This window comes from Ferrimicrobium sp., assembly GCA_022690815.1.
Lineage (GTDB): Bacteria > Actinomycetota > Acidimicrobiia > Acidimicrobiales > Acidimicrobiaceae > Ferrimicrobium.
In genome coordinates this window covers 1-13,207 of sequence record JALCZJ010000046.1, presented here as the reverse complement: position 1 = coordinate 13,207, position 13,207 = coordinate 1, and the positions used below count along the sequence as shown (strand labels likewise).

Annotated in this window: 7 protein-coding genes; 5 read left to right on the top strand and 2 right to left on the bottom strand. The window is 58.2% G+C overall.

The window, feature by feature from the left end:
* Positions 1-89: 89 nt before the first annotated feature.
* Together MP439_10615 and MP439_10610 are read right to left on the bottom strand one after the other, a co-directional pair.
* A complete protein-coding gene (locus tag MP439_10615; GenBank protein ID MCI2976506.1) occupies positions 90-446 on the bottom strand; it encodes a hypothetical protein in 357 nt (118 codons plus the stop codon).
* 342 nt (positions 447-788) lie between these two features.
* Positions 789-3,539, bottom strand: a complete 2,751-nt coding sequence (locus MP439_10610; protein ID MCI2976505.1) for a vitamin B12-dependent ribonucleotide reductase — start codon at positions 3,537-3,539, stop codon at positions 789-791.
* Positions 3,540-3,937: 398 nt separating this feature from the next.
* On the opposite strand from MP439_10610, the gene MP439_10605 reads away from it, so the two are divergent.
* From MP439_10605 to MP439_10585, 5 genes are all read left to right on the top strand, one after another.
* Positions 3,938-4,741, top strand: coding sequence for a glycosyltransferase family 2 protein (locus MP439_10605; protein MCI2976504.1), 804 nt, complete (start codon positions 3,938-3,940; stop codon positions 4,739-4,741).
* The gene (locus MP439_10600) at positions 4,738-7,428 is read left to right on the top strand and encodes a hypothetical protein (protein MCI2976503.1); all 2,691 of its coding nucleotides are present in this window, start codon (positions 4,738-4,740) and stop codon (positions 7,426-7,428) included. The genes MP439_10605 and MP439_10600 overlap by 4 nt, the downstream gene beginning before the upstream one ends.
* A 236-nt stretch (positions 7,429-7,664) precedes the next feature.
* Positions 7,665-9,200, top strand: coding sequence for a polysulfide reductase NrfD (gene nrfD / locus MP439_10595; protein MCI2976502.1), 1,536 nt, complete (start codon positions 7,665-7,667; stop codon positions 9,198-9,200).
* A gap of 66 nt (positions 9,201-9,266) precedes the next feature.
* Positions 9,267-12,173 (top strand): molybdopterin-dependent oxidoreductase, encoded by a 2,907-nt coding sequence (locus MP439_10590; protein MCI2976501.1) that lies wholly within the window; start codon positions 9,267-9,269, stop codon positions 12,171-12,173.
* A complete protein-coding gene (locus MP439_10585) occupies positions 12,163-13,056 on the top strand; it encodes a molecular chaperone TorD family protein (protein MCI2976500.1) in 894 nt (297 codons plus the stop codon). Before MP439_10590 ends, MP439_10585 begins: the two co-directional genes overlap by 11 nt.
* Positions 13,057-13,207: the final 151 nt, after the last annotated feature.

Sequence of the window (13,207 nt, the reverse complement as noted above, 5' to 3'; positions counted from 1 at the left end):
TGTAATGCCCCACCACCTGGAGAATTGGGACGACAAGACCTAAGCACCCCACGATGCGAGAGTGGTAGAGGTTTCGTGAATCGTTCGAGCTAGGCGACCCTCTCGGTTACGGTGACGTCGAACCCGAAAGCCTCGATCCGCTTAGCCAGTCGCTTTACCTGAGCTTCGGGATCGTTGTGCTTCTCGAAGTAATCAGCCCCTAGATCTTGGTAGAGTTCTCCATTGGTGAGGAGATGCCAGACGACGTTTAACATGGAGTTGGCGAGCGCAACCGCTGCCTTGTTAGGCCCTCGTCGTCTGGCAATGCGCGCATACTGGGCCGATGCGTAGGTTCCCTTTGGACGATGCTGGTCATTCCTGGCCTCGGCGCAGCCGTTGCGCGACCATACAAGATATCGCGTTACAAGTACCGTACGGATTCTGGTAGCCCCATAAGAAAGACGCAACCTACGTATCGTCGGGGCAAGCGTTGGGCAGGATCGTCATAGACTCCCCGTCCACCAAATATCGGGGACATCCGTATCGTTCACCCTGGAGGGTCCTACACCAGAAACTCACTCGATAACCCAAGGATCGACCACGATCGGACGTAGTATCTAAGCCGATGACACCATGAGGGCGCTTTCAACACATCGCCTTAAATAAACTAGGATCGTATGTTGGGGTTCTGACATGTCCCGCCTTCATCCCGTAATCGGGGTGAGGGCGGGACGACATGCAAGCAAGCTGAGACGCCGTCAGGCGTTTCCTAAGTTAAGCAATGGAAGACACTCCAAGAACCCTCAAGGCTACGAGCACCCCGATGTTGTCCCACAGCTTGAGCAAACAAAGCACGACCCGGACCGCTGCATGACGTTGCCACAGGAGTAACAATACGGGGCGTCCACCTGTGCGAACGGCACCACGACCTCGTCAAGCTGAGGGAGCGGTGTGGCAGAGGCCCCGTAGCTCTCGTCAATCTCTCTTGTCGAGGGGGTCAGTGAATCATCGGCCGGGAACAACAGACTTCGCGTTCGCTCTGCGGTCGTGTGGATGCCCAGCTCCTCTCGAGTCTCAGAGTCCAGATAATCGATAGCGAGGCGACGGAAGATGTAATCGACCAAACTTGAGGCGATTCTGATGTCTTGATCGTCGGTGATGCCTGCAGGTTCGAAACGCATGTTCACGTACTTGCGCACGAACGTCTCCATAGGAACCCCGTGCTGGAGACCGAGGCTCACCGCGATCGAGAATGCATCCATCACTCCCGCGAGGGTCGATCCCTGCTTGGAAACCTTGATGAAGACCTCACCCGGACGACCATCGGGATACTCGCCAACGGTTGCATACCCCTCTGCGTCCGCCACCTGGAAGGCATAGGTCCGCGACTGCCGATGCCTCGGTAGCCGTTCGCGCTTGGAGCGCGCACCGAGTTCCGCGAGCTGTTGGCGCAGCGCATCGACTTCGCCGGCGGTGGCCGGCTCCTCTTTGCGCATGGTCTGAAGTGGCTGACCAACCTTGCAGTTATCGCGATAGATAGCGACCGCCTTCAGTCCAAGGCGCCAGCTCTCGATGTATACCTCTTCGATATCCTCAACCGTCGCTGTCTCAGGAAGGTTGACGGTCTTGGATATCGCTCCCGACAGGAACGGCTGCACGGCCGACATCATGGCGATGTGTCCGCGATAGCTGATCACGTTATCGCCCATCGCACAGGCGAACACCGGCAGATGCTCCTTCGCAAGCGCCGGAGCCCCCAGGATCGTCTTGTGCTCATCGATGTAGGCGATGATGGAGTCGATCGCCTCTTGTCCGTAACCCAGGGATCGAAGCGCGCGAGGAACGGTCTGGTTCACGAATGTCATGGTTCCACCACCCACAAGGGTCTTGAACTTTACCAACCCGAGATCCGGCTCGATCCCGGTGGTATCGCAGTCCATCAGCAGACCAATTGTGCCCGTGGGCGCCAACAGTGAGACTTGCGCATTACGCACCCCCTGAGCCTGAGCGAGCTCCTCCGTCTCGTGCCAAATATCGTTGGCAGCGGTCATCAACTCTGGCGGTACGTAGTACGAGTCGATTTTTGCCACGTGCTCGTGGTGCATGCCAATAACGCGCAGCATTCCATCGCGATCGTTGGCGAAGCCGTCGAAGGCGCCGACGCGCGCGGCGAGCCTCGCAGAGGTGTCATAGGCATAGCCTGTCATGATAGCGGTGACGGCGCCAGCATAGGCTCTCCCGGCATCAGAGTCATACGGCATGCCAAGCGCCATCAACAAGGCTCCAAGGTTGGCATAACCAATCCCGAGTTGACGGTAAGCCCGCGAGGTCTTAGCGATCTTCTCGGTCGGATAATCGGCGTTACCAACGAGGATATCTTGAGCCACGATCAGGAGCGACACGGTATGGGTGAAACCATCGACATCGAAGTTCCCATCGTCGTCGAGATACTTCAGCAGGTTCACCGATGCGAGATTACAGGACGAATTATCTAGATGCATATACTCGGAGCAAGGGTTCGACCCGTTGATGGGGCCTGCGTTCGGCGTGGTGTGCCACCGGTTGATGGTGGAGTCATACTGCACACCCGGGTCGGCACACTCCCAAGCTGCCTGTGCGATTTGACGCATGAGATCACGAGCTGGTAGCCGACGTAGTACCTTGCCCGTTGTGACGGCTCGCAACTCCCAGTCGCGCCCCTCGAGCACCGCCTGCATGAACTCATCACTGACCCGTACGGAGTTGTTGGCATTCTGGTACTGTACCGAGAAGGCATCTTTGCCATCCACACCCATATCGAACCCGGCTGCCTCGAGCGCGCGCGCCTTGCGCTCCTCGATGGCCTTCGTCCAGATGAACTCCTCGATATCTGGGTGATCGACGTCGAGGATCACCATCTTGGCAGCTCGCCGTGTCTTGCCTCCCGATTTGATGGTCCCAGCGGACGCGTCCGCCCCACGCATGAACGACACCGGCCCCGACGCAGTGCCGCCACCGTTGAGATGCTCGAGTGAGGATCGAATCCGCGACAGATTCACACCAGAGCCGGAACCGCCCTTAAAGATCACACCCTCTTCACGGTACCAGTTCAAGATAGCATCCATGGTGTCATCGACCGAGAGGATAAAGCACGCTGACCCCTGCTGAGGTACCCCCTGAACGCCGATGTTGAACCAGACCGGAGAGTTGAACGCCGCCCGTTGGGTAACCAACAGGTACTTGAGCTCATCAGCAAAGGTTCGGGCCTCGTCGTGATCGGCAAAATAGCCGTCTTTCTCACCCCAGTTCGTCAGCGTGTCTACGATCCGGTTCGCGACAGCCTTCAGGGAGCCTTCGCGCTCAGGCGTATCGAGTGCACCACGGAAGTACTTTTGTGCCAAGATATTGGTGGCATTCATGCTCCAAGTGCTTGGCACCTCGACACCCTTTTGCTCAAAGGCGACTGCTCCGGTGCGATAGTTGGAGATCTTGGCATCTCGTTGTTCCCACACCACACAAGCAAAAGGATCCGTCCCCTTTGACGTAAAATGGCGCTCCAGGCCCTTTAACTGCGTTTTCATCAAATAACCTCCCACTGAGTCTGCCCTGTCAACCCCACAATTAGCGTCACCGCCGGGCAAACAACACTACATCTAGTGCTCCAAATACTATAGCAGTCAACTCGACCACTGCGAGAGAAAAAACAAAATCCCTTCGAAGATCACAAAATTTGGGGGCAACCTCGCTATCAGGCTCCATGTTACGCTAGGTTGAGGCTCTGACATGGACGATAGTATGCCCCGAAGCTGACGTGGCTACTAGAGTAGATCCGCAGGACAGGCATATCCTGGTTGCGGTAGGCGACCGACGCCGCCTGGGGGGCCCTTTCAAAAGGGCAACCCAACGACATGGTGGGGTTCGGCGCCTGCTCGAATAGTTCGTCATTCGGTACCCGATAGGTAAGGAGTTGTCACACACGATGCGCGTGACTCGGCCACTCGCGATCGATGCTCGCGAACCCCTCGACCCCATCGATCGAATGACGCTTGAGGAGTACCTCCCTCAAGTCAAGGTTGACAGGGTCCATGTTCTCATTGTGATACCCGCATATAACGAGGCGGAGGCGCTACCATCGGTTCTTCGATCGATGCCTGCCGCACTCGATGGTGTTGCCCCTACCATCCTGGTCGTCTCCGACGGCTCAACCGATCATACCCGTGAGGTCGCCCTAGCCAACGGGGCACTCTGTTGTGAGACTCCCATCAACCGTGGTCAAGGAGCGGCGCTTCGTCTTGGCTACCTCGTTGCCTTACGCCTGGGTGCTACCTACATCGGCGTCATCGATGCGGATGGCCAGTGGGCACCCGAAGGTCTCGCCACCGGGTTGGAGTATCTCGTCACAGGCCAGGCGGACTTCGTCCAAGGATCACGAGTACTTGGCTCCACCGATGTCGGTGATCCGGTGCGTGATCTCGGTGTCACGGTCTTTGCGACCCTCATCTCGGGACTCACCGGCGTCAAGGTCACGGATACTTCATCGGGTCTACGTCTCTTTAGCGCAGCCCTTGCTGAACGGCTGCGTCTCGATCAACCTCAGTATCAATCGTCTGAACTGCTGATTGCAGCCGCATTTGCCGGTGCTCGCATCCATGAATTCCCGGTCACGATGACCAAACGGGTAGCGGGTCACTCCAAAAAAGCCACCAACGTGCTCTACGGACTCTATTATTTACGAGCCGCGCTTCGGACCTACGTGCGAGAACGCTGGATCGCCCCCTTGTGATCACCGAGGAACGACGCCGACCACACCAGACCTATAGCCATTGGTTGATCCTCGCGCTGTTGCCGGTCCTTACGATTATCGTGCCGGCCCTCCTCGGCCACCCTCCGATCCTCGGCGATAACGCGACACAAAATACCTCGTTCCGTTGGCTGGTGGGACAGGACTATCGGGCGGGACACCTCCCAACGTGGGACCCTTTTAACTGGGATGGGACTCCCCTACTTGCCGGGTTCAATGCAGGTGCCCTCTTCCCCCTGATCGTGTTGTTCGTCATCTTGCCGGCAAACGCTGCCATGACAATTACCTTGGCGCTCTGCTGGTTCGGCGCCGAGCTGATGGTCACCAAAATCGCCGAGGCGATCGGCATCAGCCGCTGGTTTGCGCTCGGGGCTGGGGTCGTGTTCGTAGGTAGCGGAGCCTTCACCGCCCAAGTCGTGCATATCGACATGATCGAAGGAGACCTCGCATCGCTCGTGGCCCTCCTGTGTCTGATCCGTCTCGTCGAGACCGATGATCGAGCGAACCAAATGCTCTATGCCCTTGGACTGGCCATCGGCTTTGCCTGTGCCGTGTTCGCCGGTGCCCCTGAGGCGATGTTGGCCGCGCTGGTGGCGCTTGGCGTCCTCTTCGTCGTCCGACTCATCTATCGCGACATTGGCCTTCGCATAGTCGTGCTTGTCGCCATCGCCGCCGCACTCGCACTTGGCATCGCCGCCCCCCAATGGATACCCGGTCTCGCCTATACGGCCATCTCGAACCGTGCACATCTTCCGGCTAGCTACGCCGGCGTTGGACCATTTGGCTACCGGTTTTTACCGCTTATTGTCTTTCCCTTCGCCTATGGTGGCTATAGCGGGGGCTACCTACCGAATTACTTCGGCAACTTTAACCCCTCCGAGATCACGATCGCGATCACATCCGTCGGCCTTGTCTTCGCGTTGATCGCGCTCTCGACACGACGCTTACCGACGATCAAGCCTTGGGCCAAGACCTTTCTGGTGACCCTTATGATCGTGGCTGCCGTGCTCGCCCTTGGCTCAGACACACCCCTTGCCGTGCTCATCTATCATCTGCCCCTGTTCAACCTCCAGCGACTCGCCTCCCGCTATATCATCGATGTCGACCTCGCTGGGGTTCTCCTGGCCGCTGGGGGTGCTGAGTACTATTGGCATCATGGTCGACTCCGCCATCTGGGTCGCGTCACAACGCTTCTTCTAGAACTCCTCGGCCTTCTCACCTTGGTGCTCGGTGTGACGATCATCGCAGCACCGACCTTTTTCTTTCAGCTGGTCGATGCGGCCACCATCCCGACTGGCATTGGCCTCCTCGAGATACGGCTCTATATCGTCCTCGAAATGATCATCGTGTGGGCTGTCCTCGGGCCCATGCTATGGCATCAGCGCATCACCAATCCATCGGCCACAGATCGACCCCAAACCTCGATGTCAACAACGCTGGCCCCGACCCGGTCAGCGATGCAAATCCGTCGAATCTTGCTGGGCGCCCTCATCGTTGATCTTCTTGGCATGGCCGTCCAATTCGTGGTCTTGCCTGCGTTCTATCAACCTGCCGGCAACCCGGCGGCGCCAGCTGCAAGCGCACTGATCCACGGCTCTGAGCGCTATGGCCTCTATGACCCGAATCTGTATCTCTACGATCGGACAATCGTCGCCAACGAGCAGCTCGATCGCAACGTCTTCACTCACACAAACTCGATCCAAGGGTACGCGTCGCTCTCTTTGGCTACCTATAACAACATCACCCAGACGAAAGTCCAGTCAACACTCGACCCATCCCTCATTTCCTTCTATCATTCGCAGTTGAACATGGACCTCCTGATCACGTCGCGTCGTTATTTCCGGTTCCCCATCGCTCACCTGTCATTGGTCAAACGCACCGCTCGACCCAATCGACCAATCCTCGCAGCTCGGGGGTCAAGTGCCTTTTTTGTTGGAAATATCCGCAACGCCACATCGCTTCTCATCGATGCAGGCCCAGGCGTCCATACCTTGGGCGTCAGCGCAACCAGTACCAGTGGTGTGACCGCGGCGGACCCCCGAGCACACGTCGCCGCTGACGGCTGGATTCACGTCACCCTTCCTCCAACCTTTAACAACACGCTCTTGGCCTCGGTTCAGCTGCGATCAGTGCACACGTTAACAGCCTCCCGTCGTATCGATCTCATTGTCATGGCGGGATCGCGACGCTTACAGGTGGCTGGACCGCTGGTAAACCATGTGGATCCCCTCGAGTGGCGGGCCTTTCAAGGTCGCTTTAGCTCCCTGGATTTTCTGAGCCGCAATCCGATCACCGGCTTTGTTCGCGCCGGCCCTGGCGTCACCATTGCCTCGCAAACCCAGGCAACAGATGGTACCGTGAGTGTCACATTGACGGCGTCGTCGTCGACACAGCTGGCGACAACCCTTGCCTACGCACCTGGTTGGATCGCCACGACCGTTCATGGCCGACACCTTGCACTGCACAACGATCATGGTCTCATCTCGATTGCCGTTCCGCGAGGGACGCACGCCATCGTCTTGGGATATCGAGCACCTCGCACTGGCCCCTCATTCGCTCTTGGGGGCTTCTCGCTGCTGGTTACGGCCATTCTGGCCCTCTATGCATGGTCAACCCGTCGTCGGGCGCCATTTAACACGGTCACCGATATCGTACGGACACCGATATAAGTGGACGGATATCTCACCCACCCCAATCGCGATAACACGTAGTCGCACAAAACAGGAATGCAAGGTTCAAGTCGAGCTCGTCCAGGCATCGTAAACCCCCTGCTCATAGCCATTATTGCGACGCCATTACCGTGGTTGGGGTTAAGCGATACGCGAGTCAGCGGACTCGCGACACCGCGAGGACAGCAATAAGATAGCACCAGGCTAGATCGGCACTACTGTGCAAAGGGGACCAGTTGCTAACCGAATCGAACAAACTGACAGAGACGTGGGTCAAGGTGCTCGACCAGACGAAGTGCATCGGATGTCACGCCTGCACGACGGCCTGCAAATCTGAAAATGACGTACCACTGGGTGTGACGAGAACCTACGTCAAGGCGGTTGAGGTTGGAACCTTTCCACAGGTACGCCGCAACTTTCAAGTCACGCGGTGCAATCAGTGTGCAAATCCACCGTGTGTTGCTGCCTGTCCGACCGGCGCGATGTACCAACGAGATGATGGTATCGTCGACTTTGACAAGTCCATCTGCATCGGTTGCAAGGCGTGCATGGCTGCCTGCCCCTACGATGCAATCTTCATCAATCCGGAGGATCACTCCGCTGAGAAGTGCAACTTCTGTGCCCATCGACTCGAGGTCGGCTTGGAGCCAGCCTGTGTGGTGGTCTGTCCGACAGAAGCTATCATGATCGGACGTCTTGAGGATGATAACGCCGCCGCAACCAAGATCATCCATCGCCAGAGTGTGTCAGTGCGAGCACCAGAGAAAGGAACCCGTCCCAAACTGTATTACAAGGGCGCCCACCAGGCGACCCTCGACCCGATCGCAGCACGCAGACCCGATGGTGACACCTACATGTGGTCCGAGATTCAACGCGGTGCCAACCTCGCTGTGTCGGGCCACCCATCTAGCTTCCACGACTCAAATCTCTCGACCGAGGCCAAACTCGCCTACGATGTTGCTCACTCGGCACCGTGGGGTTGGAAGGTTAGCCTCTACACCTGGACCAAGGGAATCGCCGCAGGAGCTTACCTCGTACCGATCGTGTTGGCGTTGCTCGGTCGCCTGCCTTGGTCGTCACCGGTCGTCCGCTTTGTCGGCCCCATCACAGCGCTGGTGTTCCTCGGTATTACCGGTGTCCTTCTCATCGTGGACCTAAAGCACCCTGAGCGTTTTCACCTGATCTTTCTCAAGGGACGTGCTCAAAGTTGGCTGGTGCGAGGAGCCTGGGGTTTAATGCTCTTCGGAGGTGTACTCGTACTCGATTTGATCGCGGCAATCGCGCATGCTCGCACCTTCGAGGAGGTGCTCGCGATCCCCGGCATCCCATTGGCCTGCCTGGCCGCGCTCTACACCGCGTTTCTCTTCGCCCAAGCCAAGGCACGGGATCTGTGGCAAAATCCGCTCCTTCCACCCCATCTCGTCGTCCAGGCGCTCCTCGTCGGCTCGGCCGTCACGCTCTTCGGAGTTGCCGCAGCCAACCCCCTTCATGTTGCCTACATCGATCGGATCGTGAGTGCCTTGGCGATCCTCAACCTTTTGATGGTCATCGGCGAAGCGACGATCACCCATCCAACGGCAAAGGCACACCTTGCATCCTACGAGATGACGCGGGGCCGGTTCCGGTGGTTCTTCATCGTTGGCGTCATCCTCAATGTCATCGCCATCCTCACCCCGGTGGTGGGAATCGATCTCGGAGTCGCGGCCCTTGTGTGCATTCTCCCGCTCGAACACGCCTTTGTACAAGCAGGTCAAGCGGTCCCACTTGCCTGATTCGTACGAACAAGACCAGCTGGCGACCTCGAACCACATCAACACCATCTCAAAAGGGAGTGATCAGTGAATGAACTCAAACGACTGAGCGAACGCCTTCGGACCCAACGCGAGGTGATCACCCAAGCCGGTGAAACCTTCTACCAGGGTCCATCGAACGTCGATCTTGCGAGCTTCCCACCCAAAGAGCGCTGGGATGACTGGGTGGAGCTTGACTCGAAGCAGTGGCCCAAGCGCGTCGAGCACCACTCCATGTTGATCCCAACGACCTGTTTCAACTGCGAGTCCGCCTGTGGCCTGCTCGCCTATGTCGATCGCGATAGCCTCCAGGTCCGCAAGTTTGAGGGCAATCCCGAGCACCCCGGTTCGCGGGGCCGCAACTGTGCCAAGGGACCCGCCACGCTGAACCAGGTCACCGATCCCGATCGGATCCTGTATCCGCTCAAAAGGGTTGGGCCCCGTGGTCAGGGACGCTTCGAGCGAGTCAGCTGGGAGGAGGCACTGCGTGACATCGCGACGCGCCTACGCACCGCCATTCTCGAAGAGCGCCAAAACGAGATCATGATCCACCTCGGTCGCCCTGGAGAGGACGGCTACACGGAGCGCGTGCTGGCCGCCTGGGGTGTCGATGGCCATAACTCGCACACCAACGTCTGCTCCTCGGGAGGTCGCGCTGGATACCACTATTGGAGCGGGATCGATCGCCCGAGTGCTGACTTCGCCAACGCCAAAGTGATCTATCTCATCAGTTCACACTTAGAGACCGGTCACTACTTCAATCCGCACGCGCAACGCATCACCGAGGCGCGTCAGCGCGGCGCCAAACTCATCGTTGTCGACACTCGTCTATCCAATACCGCGACCCACGCTGATCTTTGGATCTCGCCGTGGCCGGGCACTGAGGCGGCCATGAACCTGGCCTTTGCCAACTATCTCATTCAAAATGATCGCTATGACCGCGACTTTGTCCGTTCCTGGTGGAACTGGCAGGAGTACCTTGGGGCCTATGCACCTGGTGAACCACAAACGTTTGAAAACTTTGAAGGTCACCTCAAGCGTCTCTATGCAGACTACACCCTTGAGTTTGCTGCGGCTGAAACCCGTGTCGATGTTGCGACCCTCCGTGAGGCTGCCGAGATCATCGCCGATGCGAAGACGGCGCTCGCCAGTCACAACTGGCGCTCTGCCGCGGCTGGCAACCTTGGCGGATGGCAAGTGTCGAGGACGACATTCCTGCTAAATGCCTTGCTTGGGGCGGTGGCCACCGAAGGTGGAACCAATTTGAACGCGTGGAACAAGTTTGTTCCCCGACCGATCCACACCCCACCACATCCAAAGGTTTGGAATGAGCTGTCGTGGCCGCTCGACTTCCCGTTGGCGATGAACGAACTCTCGTACCTGCTGCCCCACCTCATCGAACGCAGTGGGCGCCGTCTCGAGGTCTACATGACCAGGGTGTACAACCCAGTGTGGACAAACCCGGATGGCTTCTCATGGATTGAGATGCTCCTTGACGAACGCAAAGTTGGTTGCTACGTAGCACTCACACCGACATGGAACGAGACCTCGTTCTTCGCAGACTACATCCTCCCAATGGGTCACGCATCCGAGCGCCACGACACCTTCTCCTATGAGCAGTACGACGGACAGTGGCTTGGCTTCCGTCAGCCGGTGCTCAAGGTCGCTCGTGAGCGCCTTGGTGGCCGTGTCCACGACACCCGAGAGGTCAACCCTGGGGAGGTCTGGGAGGAGAATGAGTTCTATATCGATCTGTCCTGGCGAATCGATCCCGACGGCTCGCTCGGCATACGCCAACACTTCGAGTCAAAACGCCACCCCGGGAACAAGCTCACCGTCGAGGAGTATTACAGCTGGATGTTCGAGCACTCAGTCCCAGGTTTGCCTGAGAAGGCAGCCGAGGAAGGTCTAACCCCGCTTGGTTACATGCAACGTTATGGAGCATTTGAGATCCGCAACGGTGTAGGCCAGGTGTTTGCCCAAGAGGTTCCCGCCCAAGAGCTAGAGGACCTTGTCGTATCTAACACTGGAAGGGTCTACTCTAGAGCTCCCAAACCTCTGACCCCCAACATTGTTCCCACCGGCGACCCCGCTCCAGACGATGACGGTCGGCGCCCGGTCGGCGTTGTCGTTGACGGCGTGGTTCGACGGGGCTTTCCGACCCCATCTGGCAAGCTTGAGTTCTACTCGACAACCTTGGCCGATTGGGGCTGGAGCGACTACGCGCTGCCAACGTACATCAAAAGCCACGTCCATCCAGATCGCCTTACCCAGGATCAGTTTCCGCTGATATCGACCTTCCGATTACCGGTGCAGATTCATACGCGCTCCGCAAACTCTAAGTGGCTTGACGAGATTGCGCATACCAACCCGGTGTGGATCCACCCGAGTGATGCGCAGCGCCTTGCGGTGGGTGATGGTGATCTCGTGCGCGTCAACACCGACCTCGGCTACTTCGTGGCCAAGGCCTGGGTGACTGAGGGCATTCGGCCCGGGGTCGTCGCTTGCTCGCATCATATGGGCCGGTGGCGTATTGGAGATCTCGGTTCATCTGCGATGATGCGTTCGGTCAGCCTACAAAAGCAAGGTACTCAATGGGGCTTGGCACCACACGGAGGTGCTGCACCGTATGAATCGGACGATCCCGACACGGCTCGCATTTGGTGGACCGACATTGGTGTCCATCAAAATCTCACCTTCGGCGTCCACCCGGACCCGGTATCGGGTATGCACTGCTGGCATCAGGTGGTCACCATCACCAAGGCCGAACCGGGTGATCTCCACGGAGAGGTACACGTGGACACGGCGCGCTCAAAGGCGATCTTCGAACGCTGGATGCATCTCACCCAGTCCGCTCGACAGGTCTCACCTGATGGCACACGTCGCCCGCGTTGGCTCCTGCGCCCATTGAAGCCCAGTGCCGAGGCCTTCGCCTTGCCGATGGATGCAACGTAGATCGGCCCTTATGATGCACGATGCGCTAACCACTGAGCTTCTCGACGCCCTTGCCGAGGTGACCGAGAATCCGAATCCACACCCGGCGATCGTTGAGACACTCGAGCTAGAGTGGACGACCGATGGGTTTACCGAACTCTTCGACTTCGATCTCCCGCCCTATGCGAGCTACTACCTAACCATCGGACCGGTGCTTGGAGGTGAGCCGGTCGCCTACCTGCGCGACCTCTTAGCCAGCTACTTGCCTCGACAGATCCAGCCGGCGCAACCCGATGCACTCGCCTTTCTCCTGCGCTTGGTCGCGGCGCTGACGCGAAGCGACAATCCCGATCGCGCCAGAGCAATCTACTATGAGTCACTTCGCCCCTGGATGGGCACGTACGCCCGTGCGGTGCAAACGTATGCACCGGTGGGACTCAAACGCATCGGCGATCTCTTGCTTGCGGTCGATGCGCTTTGGCGCAACGAGACCCCTCCCCCAGCATCACTACCCTACCTACTACGTACTGCGCCCGAGGTTCGGTATCCACCAACAGCACTTGACGCAACAACCGAGACGAGCGCGCTCCTCGATTACCTGCTCTCGCCCGTCGCATCCGGACTCATTCTCCCGCGCTGTGCGCTCATAACCTATGCCAGACACAATTCCCTCGGCATTCGTCCTGGAGGCCGGCGATTCAGCTTCGAGTCGCTACTCACCGCATCACCTGCCATGACACTTGAATTCGTAGGTGAAGTTGCTCGAACCCAACAGCGATGGTATGTGGACACCACCGATCCGATCGCCGACTGGTGGGCGACAAAACTAGCCCAAACACTGACAATCGTGGCTGATCTCGCAACCGACATCCAGGAACCAGCAGCATCCGCCACCTCCACCTAATCGATCGGTCTTCATCGGTAATCCGGATCTTCGGAAATGAGTAGCACTCCGGCACCAAGATCGACCAGGAATCGGTAAGCCGTTGATGGTTCTGGAGGTGACTGAGCCAGACAGGGCCGTCATTGCAATGACTCCATGACACACCATTAGT